Below are 19498 nucleotides of genomic sequence, written 5' to 3'. Positions count from 1 at the left end.
GGCCTCAGCGGAGATCGAGGAGGTTGGTCAGGCGGGCGGCCTGGTTCTCCCAGCGCCACTCCGCCTCGACCCAGGCGCGGCCGGCCTCGCCCATCGCTTTGGCCTTCGCCTGGTCGGTGAGCAGTTCGGTGAGGCGGGCGGCGATCGCCTCGACGTCGGTGCCGCCGACCACGTAGCCGGTTTCGCCTTCGCGGACGGCGTCGGGGGCGCCGCCGGAGTCGCCGCCGAGGACGGGCAGGCCGGTGGCCGACGCCTCCAGGTAGACGATGCCCAGGCCCTCGACGTCGAGGCCGGCCGCCCGGGTGCGGCACGGCATGGCGTACACGTCGCCCGCGGCATAGTGGGCGGGCAGCTCGGCCCACGGGACCGAGCCGGTGAACACGACGTCACGCTCGACCCCGGCCTCCCGGGCCAGGCGGGCCAGCTTCTCGCGGTAGGGGCCGCCACTGACCAGCAGCAGCGCGGCGTCGGGCACCCGCCGGCGGATCGTCGGCAATGCCTTGATCAGCACGTCTTGCCCCTTGCGGGGCACCAGGCGGGAGACGCAGACGATGACCGGGCGGCCGGTCAGGCCGTGTCGCGCACGGACCTCGCTGCCGTCCACGCCGGGGTGGAACGCGTCGACGTCGACCCCGGGGGCCAGGCGCTCGAGCGACGTCAGGCCGTGCAGCGCCTTGTCGAGCCGGCTCCGCTGGTACTCGCCCAGGTAGGTGATCACGTCGTTGCCGCGGGCGATGCGGCGCAGCAGCGTGCGGGCGCCGGGCAGGGCGGCCCAGCCGATCTCGTGCCCATGGGTGAGCGACACCGCCCGCTCGATGCCGGCCCGCCGGCGCAGTCCGTCGGCCAGGAGGCCCAGCGGCGCTGCGGCCCCGAACCAGACCCGGTCACACCCGTGAGCGCGCGCGATCTCGGCCGCCCGGCGGGCGATCGGGGGCGTCGGGAGCAGGATGCCGGTCGACTCCCGGACCACCTCGAACGGCTGCTCGGCATCGAACGCGGCCGCCCCACGCCAGGTCGAGGCGTAGACGACGACCGAATCGGCCGGCTGACGCACCGCCAGGTTGTGCACGAACTGCTGGATCCCACCCGGCCGGGGCGGAAAGTCGTTGGTGACCAGCAGGGTGCGCCCCATCAGCGCACCCTCCGCACGGGCCGGCCGAAGGAGTCGCGGGCCGGCGAGAGGCGGGCCATCAGCGGGACCCCCGGGCGAAGGCGCGGGCGGCGGCCATGCGTTCCACCGTGGACGGGTGTGAGGCGAACAAGAGGTGCTCCCAGGCGGGCGGGTCGGGGTCGGACAGGTTGACCGTGCCGAGGCGGCGCTGCATCGCCTCGAACGTCACCGGGTCGCCGGTGAGGACGAGCGCGTGTTCGTCGGCCTGGGCCTCGATGCGCCGCGACACGAAGGCCTGGGCCGGACCGGCGGCCAGGCCGGCCAGCGTGACCACGGCGATGAGCAGGCCGATGGCTCTCGGCTCGCCGATGGCGCCGACGCCGGCCCGGTCGAGCAGCCAGCCCCAGGAGCCGAGCAGGAAGAGCGCGATCACCGCCGCCGCCGAGCCCAGCGCGCCGAGGAGCGTGCCCGTCCAGACGTCGCCATCCTTGGCGTGGCCGAGCTCGTGGGCGGCCACCGACACCACCTCGGCCGGCTCGGCCTCGGTGAGCATCGTGTCGTAGACGACGATGCGCCGGGTCGGCCCGAGACCGGAGACGTAGGCGTTGACGGCCTTGGTGCGGCGGGACGCGTCGGCGACCAGCACGTCTTTCACCGGGACCCCGTCACGAGCCGCCAGCTCGATCAACTCCGTACGCAAGGGGCCGTCGGCCATCGGCGTGAACTTGTTGAAGACCGGCTCGACCAGCACCGGCAGCACGAACGAGAGCAGCACCACCAGGCCCGCCGCGCCGGCCGCGCCGAACGCCCACCACCAGCGCGGCGCGAAGTGGGTGAGCGTGTAGAAGCCGGCCAGCACCAGCCCGCCCAGAACGGCGCCGACCGCCCACGACTTCAGCAGGTCGACCGACCACGCGCCCCAGGACTGGGTGGAGATGCCGTAGCGGACGACGATCGTGTGCCGCCAGGCCGCCAGCGGCAGCGTGATCGCCTCGGACACCAGCACCACCGTGAACCCGCCGAGGACGGCCTGGGCCAGCCAGTGCCCGCCGAACGGCCGACCGGCCTGGGTGACCAGCCACGCGCCGAGCGGGGTGAGACCGATGACCAGGGCCAGCACGAGCCCGAGAACCATCGAGACGTAGCTGCCGGGCCGCAACTCGGACCGGAACTCACGGGCGCGGGCCACCTTGTCGGCCGGCAGCTGACGGAGGGCGTCGAGCTGGTCGGGACGCGGGGCGGGCGGACGGTGCCACGGGACGACCAGGTAGGCCACCACGGCCAGCGCGGCCAGCAGGACCACCAGCGTGCCGGCTGCCCAGAGCCGATTCATGCCCACCTCCGACGACCCACCGTGACCGCCCATCCTAGAGACTCGCGATCACGCCACGTGACGCCCTCGGGGGTACATCGGCACCACCACCGGCGGCTCGGGCGTCTCGAGCAGCTCGACCTCGAAGCCGGCCAGCTCGAACACCTCGATCGCCCGCAGCTCGCCGGGGGTCAGGTCGGCGATGCCGTCGGGGGTGTCCATCAGGGCCCCGACCAGGCAGCCCTTGCACTCGGCCGACCTCTGGTCGCAACGACCGCAGTCGATGATCATCACTCCTCCTCCCCCGGGCGGCCGGTGCGACATCAGAAGTCGCGGGCCGACCACCATCGGTGACCATCACGCTAGGGGTGGGGTATGACAAAAACGGGAAACCGCAGCTCAGGACCGCGACAACCGGCGCAGCAGGGAGTCGGCCCCCATCGGATACGCACCGTGGCGGCGGACGCCGTCGGCGACCTCGCGGTCGGACGAGATGACCACGATCGGCCGCCCGGCCGGCTCGCCCCGCACCAGCTGGCGGATCAGCTCGTCGGCGGTGTCGCCCTTGCGCGAGAAGAGCACCCGTACGCCCCGCGGCGCCGGCGGCAGGCCGTGCACCCGCTCGGCCCCGTCGAAGACCACGGTCACCTCGTCCCCGGTCTGGGCGGCGATGCCACCGAGCCCGGTGACCAGGCGTTTGCGCTGTTGCTCGAGCGACATCTCGGCGAAGCCGCGCTTGGTGACGTTGTAGCCGTCGACGATCAGATGGGCCCGGGGCAGGGCGAGCAGCTGGTCGAGGCGGCCGGGATCGTCCGTGTCCTGGGCGCGGGCCTGGGAACGCTCGGGCGAGCCCGGACGGTCGGCGGCGGCGTCGGCCACGTAGTCGGCCGGCATCTTGTCGGCCGGGTTGAGCGCCAGCTCGCGGCGCAGACCGCTGGCGGCCTGGCCGATCGTCTCGATCAGCAGCCAGAGCCGGGCATCGTCGGCGGCCCGGGCGTCCTTGGCCGCCGCCTTTCCGGTCGCGGCGAGCGCCTCGGCCTCGGCCAGCCGGGTCTTCAACCGGCGTACCTCGGAATCGTGGTCGGCCGCCACCCGCGACGCGCGTCCCTTTTCGGTGGCCAGCAGGTCGCTCGCGCGCTTCTGGGCGGCCTGGGCCTCGCGCAGGGCCTTGGAGGTGGCGCGGGACTCCTCCCGCAGCTGCCCGAGCTCTTCGCGGACGCGAGCCAGCTCGTCGCGCAGCTTGTCGGCCTCGACCTTGGCCACCGCGCGGTCGTGCTCGGCCCGGGCCGCCCGCTGCTCGGCGTCGCGCACCTGGGCCGCGATCGCGGCGCTGTCGGCCTCGGCCAGCACCGCGTGACCGGCCGCCTCGACCAGCTCACGCCAGCCCTCGGGGCGGGCCAGATAGGCCAGCGCGGCCACCTCGACCGGGTCGGCCGCGGCCGGGGCCATGCCCGAGGCGACGGCGGCGCCCAGATCGCCCGAATCGGTGACGACCCGGCCGCTGATGCGCTGCCGGAACAGCGGGTCGGCGGCCAGCTGAGCGGCGATCTCGCGCCCACCGAGCCGGGCCCGTCGATTGGGGGCGAAACGGGCGACTTTTTTCATCTGGGCCGGGATCTCGTCGGCCGGCAGGCCGGGCAGAGCGGCCGCGGCCAGCACAGTGATCCGCTGGCGGACCGGTTCGGGCAGGACCGGCTCGGGCGCGAACTCCCCATCCGGAACGGCCGCCTCCTGATCGGGGCGGTCGCCGGGTGGCAGGAGCTCGGACATCTGCCCATTCTCCCACCGTGGGCCGGAGAAAAGCTTGTCGAAGCAAGTGATCTTTTCCGGCGCCGCGCGCGTTCTTGTCGTACCCCCGCTCTAATCTCCCCGCCGTGGCACAACCCGCATATGTCCAGGGCACTCTGGACACGCTCCTCAGCGCTGACGGGTCCGTCGACCCGGCGGCCCTCTCCCTCGCCGACACCACCTTCGTGGTGCTCGACCTCGAGACGACCGGGGGTGCGGCCGACGGCGCCGGCATCACCGAGATCGGCGCGGTCAAGGTGCGCGGCGGCGAGGAGCTGGGCGTCTTCGCGACCCTGGTCAACCCGGGTGAGCGGCTGCCGCCCTTCATCACCGTCCTGACCGGCATCACCGAGGCGATGCTGGCCCCGGCCCCGCCGATCGAGTCGGTGCTGCCCAGCCTGCTCGAGTTCCTGCGGGGCGCGGTGCTGGTGGCCCACAACGCGCCCTACGACGTCGGCTTTCTCAAGGCCGCCTGCGCCCGGCACGGCTACGCCTGGCCCAACCCGCGGGTGCTCGACACGGCCGCCGTGGCCCGCCGGGCGCTGACCCGTGACGAGGTGCCCAACCGCAAGCTCGGCACGCTGGCCCAGTTCTTCCACGCCACCGTCCAGCCCACCCACCGCGCGCTCGACGACGCCCGGGCCACGGTCGACGTGCTGCACGGGCTGATCGAGCGGCTGGGCAGCTTCCGGGTCCACACGGTGGGCGACGCGATCGAGTTCGCCAAGGCGGTCACCCCCACCCAGCGCCGCCAGCGCCACCTGGCCGACGGCCTGCCCCACGTCCCCGGGGTCTACGTGTTCCGGGCCGGCGACGGGCGTGCGCTCTATGTGGGCAAATCGAAAGACATTGCCACCCGCGTACGGAGTTATTTCACCGCCAGTGAGAAGCGGGCGCGCATCTCCGAGATGCTCGGCGCCGCCACCCGCGTCGAGGCGCTCGAATGTGCCCACTCGCTCGAGGCCGAGGTCCGCGAGCTGCGGCTGATCGCGGCCCACGCCCCGCCCTACAACCGCCGGTCGAAATATCCCGAACGCGTGGTCTGGCTCAAACTCACCGCCGAGGCCTATCCGCGACTGTCCGTGGTGCGCGCGATGGCCGACGACGGCGCGGCCTATCTCGGGCCCTTCTCGTCGCGCAAGACGGCCGAGCTGGCCGCGGCCGGGGTCTACGACGCCGTCCCGCTGCGCCAGTGCAGCCACCGGCTCTCGGTGCGCACCCCGACCCCGGCCTGCGCCCTGGCCGAGCTGGGCCGGTGCCCCGCGCCGTGCGAACACAAGATCACCCCCGAGGCGTACGAGGCGACGGCCGCGCTGCCGTTCCGCTCGGCCCTCGACGGCGATCCGTCCCAGGTGGTCGACGCCCTGATGGACCGCATCGACACGCTGTCCGAAAAGCGCAGATACGAAGAGGCGGCCGTGCTCCGGTCCCGGCTCATCGCGCTGCTGCGGGCCACCGTGCGCATGCAGCGGCTGAGCGCCATGACCCGGCTGTCCGAAATCGTCGCGGCCCGGCGCGACAAGGTGGGCGGGTGGGAGATCGTCGTCGTCCGGCACGGCCGGCTGGCCGCCGCGGCCACCTCCCCGCCCCGCGAGCATCCCCGGCCCACTCTCGACGCGGTGCGCCTGACGGCCGAGACAGTCCTTCCCGGACGAGGCCCGGTCCCGGCCGCCTCGGCCGAGGAGACGGAGCGGATCCTGGCCTGGCTCGAACTCGCCGACACCCGGCTGGTGGAAACTTCCGGCGACTGGGTGTCACCGGTTCGTGGCGCGGCGCGGTTCACTTCCCTGCTCAACCGGGCCGAGGCGGCCGCTTCGGGTAAAGACTCGTCCGTTCGCTCATCGGTAACTGACCGTTCGGATGACGCTCGCTCGCTTAGGCTGTAAGGCAAGTGAAATCTCGGGACCTGGTTCGCGGGACTTCACGACGTTTTGGCCCTCGGTTCCTGCGGTCCCCCGCGCGAGCACCGACGGCCCAGTGGTGAGGGGGTGTCCAGTGGACGTCGACGCCGGCCACGGCGCCGCCCTTGGACGTGCCCTGCCGAATTCCGAACGCGAGATGTCGCTCACACAGCGTCTCCGCTCCTTTCTGAGTCTGCCTGGCAACGATGACGATCCTGTGACGACGCTGACCCGGGCTCACCGCAACGTGCACCCGTCAGCCGACGCGGGCGTCCTGCGGCGCAGCTACGCGATCGCCGAGAACATGCACCGCGGTCAGATGCGCAAGTCGGGCGAGCCCTACATCACCCACCCGCTGGCCGTCGCGCAGATCTGCGCCGAGCTGGGCATGGATACGACCACGTTGGTCGCCGCCCTGCTCCACGACACGGTGGAAGACACCAGCTACACGCTCGAGGCCCTGCACGGCGACTTCGGCCCCGAGGTGACCCACCTGGTCGACGGCGTGACCAAGTTCGACAAGGCGTTCTACGGCAAGGCGGCCGAGGCCGAGACGATCCGCAAGATGATCGTCGCCGCCGGCAAGGACGTCCGCGTCCTGGTCATCAAGCTGGCCGACCGGCTGCACAACATGCGCACACTCGACGCGCGCTCGCCGGCCAGCCGGGCCCGCATCGCCACCGCCACGCTCGACGTGCTGGTCCCGCTGTGCGACCGGCTCGGCATCCAGGCCCTCAAGCGCGACCTCGACGACGTGGTGCTGTTCCACCTCGAGCCCGACTCCTACGCGCGCATCGACGAGCACGTGAAAAACCGCCCCGGCTGGGACGACTACCTCGACGACGTCACCACCCGGGCCCGCACCGCGCTGCGCCGCCAGCGCGTGACGGCCGAGGTCACCCCGCGGCCCCGGCACTACTACTCGATCTGGAAAGACACGGTGGCCGGCGGTCATGCCGTCCCGTTCGACCTGCCGCGCATCGCGGTCGTGGTCGACGGTCCCGAGACCGACTGTTACGCCGCGCTCGGCGCCATCCACGGCCAGTGGCGCCCGGTGGCGGGCCGGTTCAAAGACTTCATCGCCTCCCCCAAGAACAACCTGTACCGCTCCCTGCACACCACCGTCACCGGCCCCGACGGGCGCCTGGTCGAGGTGCTGATCCGCACCCGCACCATGCACCGCTACTCGGAATACGGCGTCGCCACGACCTACCGATATCCGAAGTACGCCGAGACCGCCGAGGCCTCGGGCGCCGACCAGCTGACCTGGCTCAAGCGGGTGCTCGACTGGCAGCAGGACACCACCGACGCCGCCCAGTTCCTCGCCTCGCTGCGGTGTGACCTGGCCGAGGGTCAGATCACGGTCTTCGCCCACGGGAACGCCTGCGAGCTGCCCAGCGGCTCCACCCCGGTCGACCTGGCCTACGAGCTGAGCCCGCAGAAGGGCGACCAGTGTCTGGCCGCGACGATCAACGGCCGGCTGGCCCCGCTCAGCTCGCAACTGCGCGACGGCGACGTGGTCGAGATCTTCTCCGAGACCGACGGTCACGTGGAGGCTGAGCCGAACGCTCCTCGCGGCCCGCGCCGCGAGTGGCTCGGCTTCGTCAAATCGAGCCAGGCCCAGCTCCAGATCAACAAATACTTCGACGAGAAGAACGAACCCGGCATCAGCATCGCCGACAAGGTGCGCCTGGGCCGGGCCACGATCGGGCTGACCCTGCGCAAACACGACCGGGGCCTGGCCAGCGAGGTGCCGCTGCGCCGCCTGGCCGAAGAGCTGGGCTACCCCGACCTCGAGACCATGCTGGTCGCGGTGTGCGAACGCACCCTCGAGCCCGACGTGGTGGTCGAGCAGCTCATCGCGCTGGTCGACCACCCCGACTGAGCCCGCTCCGGGGCGGCTGCGGCGTCCGGCTAGCCTTGTCGATGTGAGTTTTCCTCGGCGCGTGCGGGCGGCCGCATATCAGGCGTTCTATCGCATGCCCAGCCCACTGCGCCGAGCCGTCGTGATCCTGGTCGCCCCGAAGTATCTGGTCGGCGCCGTGGCCGTGATCCGCGACGCCGATTCCGGTGACATGTTGCTGCTGCGTCAGCCCTCCAAGGCCGGTTGGAGCCTGCCCGCGGGCCTGCTGAAACGCCATGAGGACCCGGCCGTGGGCGCGGCCCGCGAGCTGTTCGAGGAGACCGGCGTCCGCATCTCACCCGACGAGCTGACCCCCGGCGTGCCCAACGCGATCATCCACCCGGTCGGCGTGGTCGACACCGTCTTCTTCGGCACGATCCCTGCCGCCCAGGCCACCCTGCACATCGACGGCGGCGAGATCGTCGACATCGGCTGGTTCCCGATCGACGACCTGCCCCGTCTGACCTCCAACACGATCAAACTGCTCTCCCGCTACGACCTGGCCCCCGCCTCAACGCCCGACTCCGCAGCCACACCCGAGACCGCGGCCGAACCGGAAGCCGAGTCGGCCCCTACGGCCGAGCCGAGCCCCGCGACCGACCCGACCGCGGCAGGCGCTGCGGGCGCTGTCGGCGGGTCGGAGTCGGGCGGGGAAGCTCGGGCCACCGGGGAGCGGTCGTGACCGCCGTCGCCGGGGTGATCCTGGCCGCGGGCGAGGGGCAGCGACTGCGCCCCCTGACCGAACTGCTGCCCAAAGCCCTCTGCCCGGTAGGCAATGTCGCCCTGCTCGACCGGGCGCTGACCCGGCTGGCCGGTCTCGGCCTCACCGGCCCGGGCGAGGTCGCGGTCAACGCCGCCTACCTGGCCGACCAGGTGGTACGGCACGTCGGCGACCGCGGCCACCTCTCGGTCGAGCCCGACGGCCCGGTCGGCACGTCCGGCGGCGTCGGCCGCCTGAAGTCCTGGATCGACGGTCGCGGCGCACTGGTCGGCAACGCGGACGCCTACCTGGCCGATCCCGCCCGCGAGCCCGGCAAGGACATCGCGGCGCTGCTCGACGGCTGGGACGGCGAGACCGTCCGCATGCTCACCAAGCCCACCCTCCCTGGCACCACGGGCGGATTCAGCGGCCGGCGCTTCACCGGCTTTTCCCTGCTCCCTTGGCGCTACATCCGCGACTTGCCGACCGAGCAGAGCGATCTCGTACGCACCTGCTGGCGCCCGGCCGAAGCCGAGGGCAGCCTCGAGCTGGTCAACTACGACGGCGTCTACATCGACACCGGCACACCGGCCGACTACCTGCTGGCCAACCTGCAGGCCACCCAAGGCGGCTCGCTGATCGACCCCACGGCCACCGTCACCGGCACGGTCACCAATTCGGTGATCGGCGCCGGCGCCGAGGTGGCCGGCCATCTGCACCGCTGCGTGATCTGGCCCGGCGCCCGAGTCGCGGCCACCGAGTCGCTCACCAGCACCGTGCGCGCCCCCGGCGACCTGACCGTCCACATCTGAGCCCGCCGCTCCCGCATTCCCCGATCGGGTCAAGCCGCTGTCGCGACGCTCCCCAATCCGGCAGCACCACTCGCCTGAGACAGGGTGCTCCCCCTGGCCGCATCACCGGCCTGAACGGACGCCGTTAGCCGCGGTTACGCCACCGGCCGAAACGGAGCTGCTCAATCTGATGGCATCACGCGCCGGGAACCGATGAGTTCATCGCTCTCGGCCGGTCTTACGGGTGAAGGGAGAGAACACTTATGGTTGTGGAGCACGGTAACGACGAGAAGCTCATTGCCGATCTGATCGAAGGGTGGGCGGCCGCGATCCGGGCCGGCGATCTGCCGGGCGTTCTGGCCGGTCATGCCGACGACATCGTGATGTTCGACGTGCCGCCGCCGCAGGACGGGGTGCGCGGCATCGACGCCTACCGCGAGACGTGGCCGCCGTTCTTTCGCTGGATCGAGTCCGGCTCGGTCTTCGAGATCGTGCGGCTCGAGGTCACCGCGGGCGCCGACGTGGCCTTCGCCCACGCGCTCCTCCGCTGCGGCGAGCCGGCCGAGCTGGCCGAACACCCCGACCGCCGCCTGCGCCTGACCCTGGGCCTGCGGAAAGAGGACGGCCGCTGGCTCGTGACCCACGAGCACCACTCGTTCCCCATCTGAAACAGAAGAGGCCGACACCCCAGCGATCCCGACGCTTCAGCAAGAAAGGCCGGTCGCCAGGCAAGCAGCCCGAGTCGAAGGGCCAGCCGGCGTCGCGGAGACCGGGACCCACGGGTCAGTCTGCGCCGGCGAAGGCCAGGGACCCAGGGGTCGGTCAGCGCCGCGAAAGCCAGGACCGCCGGCCAGTCGGCGTAGGGGGCCTGGGACCGAGGGTCAGTCGGCGTCGGGGAGGCCGATGGCGAAAGCGTCCTCCAGGTCGTGCTTGGAGTAGGCGCGGAAGGCGATGTGTGACTCTGTGTTGAGTACGCCCGGCGTCTTGGAGATCTTGCCCGCGATGACCTCGGCGATGTCGTCGAACTTGGCTACGCGGACGACGGCGATCAGGTCGACGTTGCCGGCGACCGAGTAGACCTCGCTCACGCCGTCGAGGGCGGCCAGCGCCTCGGCCACCTCGGGAATCGAGTCGGTGGCGCAGTCGATGTGCACGATCGCGGTGTTCACCTGCGGGCTCCTCGGCTGGGCGGGCGGAGTGGTCGCGACCATGCTATCCGCCGGACCGGGGCCGTGAACGAAAAGGGGCCCGCCGAAGCGGGCCCCTCGTCGTTGCTGCTGTCTTACTTGCGGCCGGAAGTGATCTCTTCGCGGGTGTCGCCGCTGACCGGCGGCATGCCGGGCGAGACCGGGGCCTCGGACGGCTTCTCGACCGGGTAGAAGAAGCCCTTCACCGCCGGCGCCAAGGCGCCGACCCGGTTCATCTTCTTCGGGACGACCCAGCCGCCGTACTCGATCGGGACCGGGTGACCGTGCTCGTCGACCGGGCCGAGCGGCTGGTGGATCTCGACGAACTGCCCGTTGGGCAGGCGCCGGATGATGCCCGTCTCGACGCCGTGGGCCAGGACCTCGCGGTCGTGCTGCTGCAGACCCAGGCAGACCCGGACCGCGATGAAGTAGGCCAGCGCGGGCAGGACGATCAACCCGATACGGCCGCCCCAAGTCATCGCGTTGAGGCTGATGTGGAACTTGTCGGCGATGACGTCGTTACCGCCGGAGATCGTGCCGATCAGGAAGAACGTGACGGCCATCGAGCCGATGCCGACGCGTTCCGGGTTGTCGCGCGGGCGCTCCAGCAGGTTGTGGACGCGCTTGTCGCCGGTCTTGCGGGCCTCGAGCCACGGCCAGGCCATCGGGGCCGTGGTGAAGAAGCCCAGACCCACGACCGCGGGCCAGAACAGCGGCGGGATGCTGTAGTCGCCGATGTAGATCTGCCAGTTCGGCATGAGCCGGACCAGGCCGTCGAGGAACATGACGTACCAGTCGGGCTGCGACGCCGACGACACCTCGGACGCCCGGTACGGACCGAACAGCCAGATCGGGTTGATCTGGAACAGGCCGGCCAGCAGCGCCACCGTGCCGAAGACGGCCATGAAGAAGCCGCCCTGCTTGAGCGCGTACCGCGGGAACATGCGCTCGCCGACCACGTTGGTGTTGGTGCGCATCGGGCCGGGCCACTGGGTGTGCTTCTGCTTGAAGACCAGACCCAGGTGCACGGTGATCAGCGCGAGCAGACCGCCCGGGATGAGCAGCACGTGCGCGATGTAGAACCGGCCGATGATCAGGTGGCCCGGGAACTCGCCGCCGAAGATCGAGGCCGAGACCCACGTGCCGACCACCGGGATCGACAGCATGATCGCCGAGGCGATGCGCAGGCCGGTGCCGGACAGGCCGTCGTCGGGGAGCGAGTAACCGGTGAAGCCGGCCAGGAAGCCCAGCAGGAACAGCGCCATGCCGATGACCCAGTTGGCCTCGCGCGGCTTGCGGTATGCGCCGGTGAAGAAGATGCGCAGCATGTGCACGACGATCGCCGCCATGAACAGCAGCGCCGCCCAGTGGTGCATCTGGCGCATGAACAGACCACCGCGCACCTCGAACGACAGGTGCAGCGACGACGCGTACGCCTGAGACATCTCGGTGCCGCGCAGGGCCGGGTAGGCGCCCTGGTAGGCCGTCTCAGTCATCGACGGGTCGAAGAACAGCGTCAGGAAGACGCCGGTGAGCAGCAGAATGATGAACGAGAAGAGCGCGATCTCACCCAGCAGGAACGACCAGTGGTCGGGGAAAACCTTGTTGAGCAGGGCGCGCAGGGGCGTGGAGGCCTGGAACCGCTCGTCTACGCCCTTGGCGAAGGTGACCGGCGCCTGTTGGAGGTCTGCTTTCCGGCGCTTCACGGCCGCTCCCAGAAGTCAGGTCCGACTGTGTCCTTGTAGTCGGACGTTGCCACGAAGTAGCCCTCCTCGTCCACCCCGAGCGGCAGCATCGGCAGGCGCCGGGTGGCGGGACCGAAGATCGGCTGCGCGTTCCGGGTGATCAGGAACTGCGACTGGTGGCAGGGGCACAGCAGGCGGTTGGTCTGCTGCTCGTAAAGGCTAGCCGGGCAACCGGCGTGTGTGCAGATCTTGGAGTACGCGACGTAGTTGCCCCACATCGACCCCTGGTTGCGGCGGTCGGCGTCGGCGTTGCGGCGGGTCTCCGCGGCGTCGTCGGCCCGCAGGTGGATCAGCAGGGTCGGCGAGTCGGCGTACTCGTTGGTCGCGCCGTGCGGGATGCCCGGGAAGACGGTCATCTGGCCACCGGTGCTGACGTCCTCGGGCCGGATCGGGGTGCCGTCGTCGCGGGTGAGGCGAACCAGGTTGCCCCCGTTCTTGGCCGCGCTGAAGCCGGTCGTGAACAGGTCGGGGTGCTCGCCCTTGTGCGGGTTCTCGATCAGGCCACCGATCAGCGGCGCCGCGGCGACCAGGCCGATCGGGGCCAGACCGAAGCCGATCGCGCCCTTGAGCAGCGGCCGGCGCTGAACGCCCTGGTTCAGCTCGTCACCGACGAAGATCATCGTCTGACCGGTGATCTTCTGCTCGTCGGTCGGCGAGGCCCCGTCGTGGCGAGCCTGGATCGACACCTCGTGCGGCAGTAGCTTCTTGGCCCAGGCCAGGATCGCGAAGCCGATCGCGAACAGCGAGATCGCCAGCGAGATGCCGAGCAGCGGCGTGAAGTAGTCGCTCGTCGTGTTGCCGAGTTCGAACTGCCACGGCCAGAAGATGTAGAAGCCGAGGAAGGCGAACGCGGCCAGCCCCGCGATGATGAACAGGAGGGCGATGTTGCGCACGACGCGCTTCTCGGCCTTCGAGTTCGTGCCCTGGAACTGCGACTCGTACGTGATGAGTTCGATCTCGTCGCGGCGCAGGCCCTCCTTGACGACGTCGAAGCGGCTGAGCTTCGGGTCGTTGACGTCGACCGGCTTGGCGTCGGGCGCGTCGTGGTGCGTCGTGGTCATGACTTCCCCGCAATCCACAGCGACGTGAAGACCAGGATAGTGATGCCCACCAGGAAGATCGCGACACCCTCGGTCGACGGACCGTACCGGCCGAGGTTGAACAGGCCACCCGGGTCCCTGTCCTCCTGCAGCTGGAGGGTGATGTAGGTGATGATCTCGCGCTTCTCTTCCGGCGTGAGCTGGTTGTCGCCGAAGACCGGCATGTTCTGCGGGCCACTGAGCATCGCGGCGTAGATCTCCTCGGGTGTGGAGGCGCTCAGGCTCGGGGCGAACTTGCCCGAGGAGAGCGCGCCGCCGCCACCGCCGAAGCCGTGGCACGAGGTGCAGTTGACCCGGAACAGCTCGCCCCCGCGGGCCAGCGCCTCGGCGTTCTCGTCGAGGTTCTCGACCAGCTCACCCTCGGGAACCTGGGGGCCTCCGCCCAGTTCCTGGATGTACTGGCCGAGCTGCTTGGTCTGGTTCTTGTCGAACAGCGGCTTCTTCTGCTCGGCCTGGGCCTCCTGGCGGACCATCGGCATGCGGCCGGTGCCCACCTGGAACTCGACCGACGCCGACCCGACGCCGATCAGGCTCGGGCCGCGGTCGTCGACACCCTGGCCGTCGCGGCCGTGGCAGCTGATGCAGCTGTTGTCGTACAGCTGCTTGCCTTCGAGCGCGGTGGCGGAGAGCTGCCGCGGCTCGTCGGCGAACGCGCCGGGGGCGAAGGCGGTGTAGACGCCGCCGGCGAGCGCCAGCGCGGCGAGCATGCGCACCGCCGCGCCGAGGCGCCGGCGCGCCCGGCTCGGCGCACCGCGCCGCCGGGAGAACACCCTGAGGCGCCGGCGGGCGGGGGTGTCAGAAGTCATGGGTTGTATCCCTCTGCGTTTTGACCTGAAGCTCATGGACTAAGGCGGGGTCTACTGCAGCCAATAGATCATGGCGAACAGCGCGATCCACACGATGTCCACGAAGTGCCAGTAGTACGACACGACGATCGCCGAGGTGGCCTGCGCCGGGGTGAACCGACCCATGGTCGTACGGATCATGTAGACGATGAAGGCGATCAGACCGCCGGTGACGTGCAGGCCGTGGAAGCCCGTCGTCAGGTAGAACATCGAGCCGTAGCCGTCGCCGTTGAGCGTGATGCCCTCGTGGACGAGGTTCTTGTACTCGTTCGCCTGCCCGAGCACGAAGATCAGGCCCATCACGAAGGTGATGGTGAACCAGCGCCGCAGCGCGAACACATCACCCTTCTCCGCCGCGAACACGCCGAGCTGGCACGTGACCGAGGAGAGCACCAGGATCACCGTGAACGTCGTCGCGTACGGGATCTCGAGATGCTGGGTGTGCTCCTCCCACTGCTCGGGCGCCGCCGCGCGGATCGAGAAGTACATCGCGAACAGTGCCGCGAAGAACATGAGCTCGCTGGAGAGCCACACGATCGTACCGACGCTGACCATGTTCGGTCGCGTCAGCGAGTGGATCCTGCTCTTGTCGATGGCTGAGGCCGCTGTCACGAGGCTCATTATTGCCCCGCGATCAGTGCAACGTACTGCGGGGGGTCGAATTCAGGCACGAGTCGCAGCCCGGAATTACGGGGCGCGACCGGATAGGCCTAGCCTCGGGTGGTGCACCTAGCCGAAATGCCCACACTCGCCGTCTCCGGCGGGGATACTGTTCTCCCACCGTTCAGCGTCGGCGCGATCTTCACCGAGATCCATGTCGGCAGCCTGGTGGCGTTGTTCCTGCTGGTAGCGGCCGCGCTGTACGGCTACGGCGTCTACCGGCTGCGGCAGCGGGGCGACGTCTGGCCGGTGGGCCGCACGGTGGCGTTCGTCGCCGGTGGACTCGGCTCGATCGCGTCGGTGACGGTCACCGGGATCGAGAAGTACGACACGACGCTGCTCTCGGTGCACATGGTCCAGCACATGGTGCTGTCCATGGTGGGCCCGATCTTCCTCGCACTCGGCGCGCCGGTCACGCTGGCTTTGCGTACGCTGCCCGCCCCCTCTCGTCGCCAAGTGCTCGCCGTGCTGCACAGCCGGGTCGCCCGCGTCCTGACCTTCCCGCTGGTGGCGTTCGGGATCTTCGTGGCCAACCCGTTCGTCCTGTACTTCACCGACCTCTACGAGCAGACGCTGCTGCACTCGTGGCTGCACGAGTTCATCCACATCCACTTCATTGTGACCGGCTGCCTGTTCTTCTGGCCGCTGCTGGGCCTCGACCCGCTGCCCAACCGCTGGCCCTACCCCGGCCGCGCCCTGCTCATGGTGCTGTCGGTGCCGTTCCACACCGTGCTCGGCCTGACGATCATGCAGAGCTCGGTGCTGCTGGCCGGCGACTACTACAACAACCTCGGCCTGAGCTGGACCGATCCCAAGGCCGACCAGGTCACCGCGGGCGGCATCCTGTGGGCCGGCGGCGAGATCGTCAGCGTCACGATGCTCGGCATCCTGATCCTGCAGTGGGTACGCCAGTCCGAACGCGAGGCCCGCCGGATCGACCGCGCCCTCGACCGGCAGGAAGCCGCGGAGGCCGCCGAGCAGGCCCGCGAGGATGCTGCCAAGATCACAAACGGGGCCCCCGCCGACACCCGCGGACCGGGGTCCGACCCCGCGTAGTGAGTTCCGTTACGATCGGGCACGCACCTACGACGTGAGCCGAGGCACAAACTATGAGCGACGCGCAGATCTCTCAGTACACGGTCCTCCTCTACAGCGACGATGCCGCTGTGCGAGACCGTTTCCGGCTGGCGATCGGCGTGCGTCCGGCCGCTGACCTCCGGGTCGAGTTCGCCGACGCCTCCACCTGGGAGGACTGCCGCGACCTGCTCGACAAGTACGAGATCGACCTGATGGTGCTCGACGGCGAGGCGTCCCCGGCCGGCGGCCTGGGCATCGCCCGGCAGACCAAGGACGAGTACGCCACTCCCCCGCCGATCTGCGTCGTCGTGGCTCGCGCCGCCGACCGCTGGCTGGCCGCATACGCCCAGGTCGACCAGACCCTGATCATGCCGCTCGACCCGGTCACGACCGGGCAGACGGTGGCCGCGATGCTCCGGGCCCGCCGCGACGGCGCCATCCCGCTGGGCACGCTCGGCCAGATCCCCTGATCCGCTCCCGCTGACCCGCATCCCCCGGAGGGGCCCCGCCATGGGCGCACGCACCTGGCCGAATCTGACGAGCGCCCTGCTGCGCGGCGAGGAACTCGGCACAGCCGACACCGCCTGGGCCATGGGCGAGATCATGACCGGCAACGCGACCCCGGCCCAGATCGCCGGGTTCGCGATCGCGCTGCGGGCCAAGGGCGAGACCCCGGGCGAACTGGCCGGCCTGGTCGACGCCATGCTGGCCAACGCGGCCCGGGTCGAGCTGCCCGAAGAGGTGCGCACCAGCGCGGTCGACATCGTCGGCACGGGTGGCGACCGGGCCAACACCGTGAACATCTCGACGATGGCGGCGATCATCACAGCCGCCACCGGTGTGACGGTGGTCAAACACGGCAACCGGTCGGCCTCCTCGACCACCGGCACCGCGGATCTGCTCGAGCACTTCGGCATCCCGCTCGACCTGGGCCCCGAGGGGGTCGTGAGCACCGTGACCGGGGCCGGCATCGGCTTCTGCTTCGCCGCCCGCTACCACCCCGGCATGCGGCACGCCTCGGTCACGCGGCGCGAGCTGGGTGTGCCCACGTTCTTCAACGTGCTGGGCCCGCTGACCAACCCGGCCCGGCCCACGGCGGCCGCGGTCGGCTGCTTCGACCCGCGCATGGCCCCCGTGATGGCGGCGGTGTTCGCCGGGCGCGGCGACTCGGCCCTGGTCATGCGGGGCGAGGACGGGCTCGACGAGTTCACCACCGGCGCTCCGACCCGGGTCTGGCAGGCCCGCGACGGCAAGGTCGAGGAGCATCTGATCGACGCCGTCGAGCTCGGGCTGCCGCGCAGCGAGCCGGCCGCCCTGCGCGGCGGCGACGCGGCCTTCAACGCCGGCGTGGCCCACCGCACGTTCGCCGGCGAGCCCGGCCCGGTCCGCGACGCCGTCGTGCTCAACGTCGCGGCCGCCCTGGCCGCCCAGGGTGGGTTCCCCGGCGACCTGAGAGACACGCTGCGGGCCGGAATCACCCGCGCCCAGGAAACGATCGACTCCGGGGCGGCAACGGCTCTGCTGGCCCGCTGGGTGGACGCCGCGCAACAGGCAAAAGCCGCCGAATAGGCAAAGTCACAGCGGACACGCCGGGCTCAATACTCCCAAAAGCCCCAAACACGTGGCAGCGTCGGAATGAGTTTCGGGTAATCCACCTTCCGGCGAAGAGAGGAGCCACCCGTGTCCGATCGCGAGCCACGCTGTGTCATCTGCGACGGCGACATGATGTTCGAGGTCCCGGCAGAGGAACTCGTGTGTACCCGCTGCGGCGCCGCCGAGGTCATCGCCCCGATCGTCGCCCACCTGTGGCTGGGACATCCCACCAAGCCCCACCGCATAGCCCCCAAACAACGCCAAGCTGCGGCCTGAGAACGACGAAAGCCCGCGACCCTTCGGGGTCGCGGGCTTTCGTCACATTTCTCTCAGTGCTCAGCCGGGTGCCGGGTCCCCGTGTAGTACTCGAAGATCATCGCGCTCGAAGAAGCGATCACCAGGATCAACCCGAACGCCACCAGCCACCACATCCAGAACACCAGACCGAGCCCGGCGATAGTGGCCGACAACGCGATCCCGAACGGCCAGTAACTACCCGGGCTGAAGAAGCCGATCTCCCCGGCACCCTCAGCGATCTCGCCGTCCTCGCGGTCTTCCGGCCGCAGGTCGATGCGCCGGGCGACGAACCAGAAGAAGCCGCCGCACATCGAGCACAGCAACCCCGACAGGATCAGCGCGATCGTGCCGATCCACTCGAGCTGCCCGACGGCCTCGTGGGTGTAGATGCCGTAGACGATCGACGCTCCGAAGAGGAAGACGGCAACGCCGGCGAAGATCTTGTATTCGGTGCGCACGCTGCCCCTACTTCCCGGCCGTCACGGCCGCGCCGGTGCCCGCGGACACCGCGTCGCGCTGGTTCCAGCTGTTCTTCTGGCGCCGCGTGTTGAACGGCTCGGTCGTCGTCGCGTAGGCCGCGTCGCCGGCGTAGCCGATCGCCGCCATCGCCTCCTGCGTGGTGGCGCCGTCCTTCTTGGCCTCGAGGAAGGTGTTGAACCGGTCGGGCGAGACCGAGACCAGCTCGAAGTTCATGAACGCGTGGTAGGTGCCGCAGAGCTCGGCGCAGCGGCCGACGTAGCGGCCCTCCTTGTCGAGAGTGATCTCGAAGGTGTTGCGCACGTTGCCCGGGAAGACGTCCCGCTTGAACAGGATCTCGGGCACCCAGAACGAGTGGATGACGTCCTTGCTGGTCTCCTCGAACCGGATCTTCTGTCCGGTCGGCAGGACCAGGATCGGGATGACGTCGGAGGAGCCGACGGTCGAGGCGACCGTGTTGGCCTCTTCACCGATGCCGTCGCGGTAGTTGAACTGCCAGTTCCACTTGAACGCCACGACCTCGACGACCTGGTCGGGGTTCTTGGACAGCTTGTCCACGTCGGTCTGCACGATGGCCGTGTAGTAGAAGAGCACTGCCACGATCAGCACCGGGGTGACCGTGTAGAGCACCTCCATCGGCATGTTGAACCGCGTCTGGACGGGCAGCTCGTCACCGCGCTTGCGGTAGCGGATGATGCACCAGAAGATCAGGCCCCACACGAACACGCCGACGATGAGCGCGGCGATCGTCGAGGCGATCCACAGGTCGTACATCTTGTGGGCCTGCAGGGTGATGCCCTTGCCCGGCCATCCGAAGTGGCCGAAGGCCTTACCGACACCCTCGACGGAACACCCCGAGAGCACCAGCAGCAGCAACGACCCGCCGAGACCGAGCCCGGTGACCCGGACTGCCGCTCGCGGCCGTGCGGCCGAACCTTTTGCGCTCACCTGCTCTTGCCTCCTTAGCAGCGCCGCCTCCCGCCCGAAACGGACACGAGTGGCCAGGCGTTA

18 protein-coding genes and 2 pseudogenes are annotated in these 19498 nt (G+C 70.1%); 9 read left to right on the top strand and 11 right to left on the bottom strand.

The genetic code is table 11. From position 1 onward, the window contains the following. Positions 1–4: 4 nt before the first annotated feature. The 4 genes from M1L60_RS36360 to M1L60_RS36345 form a co-directional block, all read right to left on the bottom strand. The gene (locus M1L60_RS36360) at positions 5–1132 is read right to left on the bottom strand and encodes a glycosyltransferase family 4 protein (RefSeq protein ID WP_253242094.1); all 1128 of its coding nucleotides are present in this window, start codon (positions 1130–1132) and stop codon (positions 5–7) included. A gap of 58 nt (positions 1133–1190) precedes the next feature. Then, positions 1191–2444 carry a M48 family metallopeptidase gene (locus tag M1L60_RS36355; RefSeq protein ID WP_253242093.1) on the bottom strand — a complete coding sequence of 418 codons (1254 nt, stop codon included), beginning with the start codon at positions 2442–2444 and terminating at the stop codon, positions 1191–1193. A 48-nt stretch (positions 2445–2492) separates the two neighbouring features. Next, positions 2493–2714 (bottom strand): hypothetical protein, encoded by a 222-nt coding sequence (locus tag M1L60_RS36350; RefSeq protein WP_253242092.1) that lies wholly within the window; start codon positions 2712–2714, stop codon positions 2493–2495. A 108-nt stretch (positions 2715–2822) separates the two neighbouring features. Further along, positions 2823–4193 carry an NYN domain-containing protein gene (locus M1L60_RS36345; protein ID WP_253242091.1) on the bottom strand — a complete coding sequence of 457 codons (1371 nt, stop codon included), beginning with the start codon at positions 4191–4193 and terminating at the stop codon, positions 2823–2825. A 104-nt stretch (positions 4194–4297) separates the two neighbouring features. On the opposite strand from M1L60_RS36345, the gene M1L60_RS36340 reads away from it, so the two are divergent. The 5 genes and pseudogenes from M1L60_RS36340 to M1L60_RS36320 form a co-directional block, all read left to right on the top strand. After that, on the top strand, positions 4298–6097 hold the full coding sequence (locus M1L60_RS36340) for a DEDD exonuclease domain-containing protein (RefSeq protein ID WP_253242090.1): 1800 nt from the start codon (positions 4298–4300) through the stop codon (positions 6095–6097). A 109-nt stretch (positions 6098–6206) separates the two neighbouring features. Continuing rightward, positions 6207–7997 carry a RelA/SpoT family protein gene (locus M1L60_RS36335; protein WP_253242089.1) on the top strand — a complete coding sequence of 597 codons (1791 nt, stop codon included), beginning with the start codon at positions 6207–6209 and terminating at the stop codon, positions 7995–7997. Between the two features lie 94 nt (positions 7998–8091). Next, positions 8092–8559 (top strand): annotated as a pseudogene (locus M1L60_RS36330) (NUDIX hydrolase); the annotation flags it as partial. A 134-nt stretch (positions 8560–8693) separates the two neighbouring features. Beyond that, a complete protein-coding gene (locus M1L60_RS36325; RefSeq protein ID WP_253242088.1) occupies positions 8694–9527 on the top strand; it encodes a nucleotidyltransferase family protein in 834 nt (277 codons plus the stop codon). Between the two features lie 242 nt (positions 9528–9769). After that, positions 9770–10171 (top strand): annotated as a pseudogene (locus M1L60_RS36320) (YybH family protein); the annotation flags it as partial. Positions 10172–10387: 216 nt separating this feature from the next. Here M1L60_RS36320 and M1L60_RS36315 read toward each other — a convergent pair. From M1L60_RS36315 to ctaE, 5 genes are all read right to left on the bottom strand, one after another. Then, positions 10388–10675: an Lrp/AsnC family transcriptional regulator gene (locus M1L60_RS36315; RefSeq protein ID WP_253242087.1), complete on the bottom strand. Its 288-nt coding sequence runs from the start codon at positions 10673–10675 to the stop codon at positions 10388–10390. A gap of 113 nt (positions 10676–10788) precedes the next feature. After that, positions 10789–12399 carry a cytochrome bc1 complex cytochrome b subunit gene (gene qcrB / locus M1L60_RS36310; RefSeq protein ID WP_253242086.1) on the bottom strand — a complete coding sequence of 537 codons (1611 nt, stop codon included), beginning with the start codon at positions 12397–12399 and terminating at the stop codon, positions 10789–10791. Continuing rightward, positions 12396–13499, bottom strand: coding sequence for a cytochrome bc1 complex Rieske iron-sulfur subunit (qcrA, locus tag M1L60_RS36305; RefSeq protein ID WP_253242085.1), 1104 nt, complete (start codon positions 13497–13499; stop codon positions 12396–12398). Before qcrA ends, qcrB begins: the two co-directional genes overlap by 4 nt. Beyond that, positions 13496–14344 (bottom strand): cytochrome bc1 complex diheme cytochrome c subunit, encoded by an 849-nt coding sequence (gene qcrC, locus M1L60_RS36300; RefSeq protein ID WP_253242084.1) that lies wholly within the window; start codon positions 14342–14344, stop codon positions 13496–13498. Before qcrC ends, qcrA begins: the two co-directional genes overlap by 4 nt. 51 nt (positions 14345–14395) lie before the next feature. Beyond that, positions 14396–14995, bottom strand: coding sequence for an aa3-type cytochrome oxidase subunit III (gene ctaE / locus M1L60_RS36295; protein ID WP_253242083.1), 600 nt, complete (start codon positions 14993–14995; stop codon positions 14396–14398). A 126-nt stretch (positions 14996–15121) separates the two neighbouring features. On the opposite strand from ctaE, the gene M1L60_RS36290 reads away from it, so the two are divergent. The 4 genes from M1L60_RS36290 (at position 15122) to M1L60_RS36275 (ending at position 17989) form a co-directional block, all read left to right on the top strand. Next, the gene (locus tag M1L60_RS36290) at positions 15122–16099 is read left to right on the top strand and encodes a cytochrome c oxidase assembly protein (protein ID WP_253242170.1); all 978 of its coding nucleotides are present in this window, start codon (positions 15122–15124) and stop codon (positions 16097–16099) included. 53 nt (positions 16100–16152) lie between these two features. Next, a complete protein-coding gene (locus M1L60_RS36285) occupies positions 16153–16590 on the top strand; it encodes a hypothetical protein (protein WP_253242082.1) in 438 nt (145 codons plus the stop codon). Positions 16591–16630: 40 nt separating this feature from the next. Then, entirely contained in the window at positions 16631–17689 is a 1059-nt protein-coding gene (trpD, locus tag M1L60_RS36280; protein ID WP_253242081.1) for an anthranilate phosphoribosyltransferase, read from the top strand. Positions 17690–17800: 111 nt separating this feature from the next. Further along, positions 17801–17989 (top strand): hypothetical protein, encoded by a 189-nt coding sequence (locus M1L60_RS36275; protein ID WP_253242080.1) that lies wholly within the window; start codon positions 17801–17803, stop codon positions 17987–17989. A 53-nt stretch (positions 17990–18042) separates the two neighbouring features. Here M1L60_RS36275 and M1L60_RS36270 read toward each other — a convergent pair whose 3' ends face one another. Both M1L60_RS36270 and ctaC read right to left on the bottom strand, forming a co-directional pair. Beyond that, on the bottom strand, positions 18043–18468 hold the full coding sequence (locus M1L60_RS36270) for a cytochrome c oxidase subunit 4 (protein WP_253242079.1): 426 nt from the start codon (positions 18466–18468) through the stop codon (positions 18043–18045). 7 nt (positions 18469–18475) lie between these two features. Continuing rightward, complete coding sequence (ctaC, locus tag M1L60_RS36265; protein WP_438862192.1) at positions 18476–19435, bottom strand: aa3-type cytochrome oxidase subunit II; 960 nt, start codon at positions 19433–19435, stop codon at positions 18476–18478. Positions 19436–19498: the final 63 nt, after the last annotated feature.

The organism is Paractinoplanes aksuensis (assembly GCF_024137025.1).
In the GTDB taxonomy this organism is placed as follows: domain Bacteria; phylum Actinomycetota; class Actinomycetes; order Mycobacteriales; family Micromonosporaceae; genus Actinoplanes; species Actinoplanes aksuensis.
The sequence above is the reverse complement of the archived record's forward strand: the minus strand, read 5'-3'. Positions and strand labels throughout refer to the sequence as shown.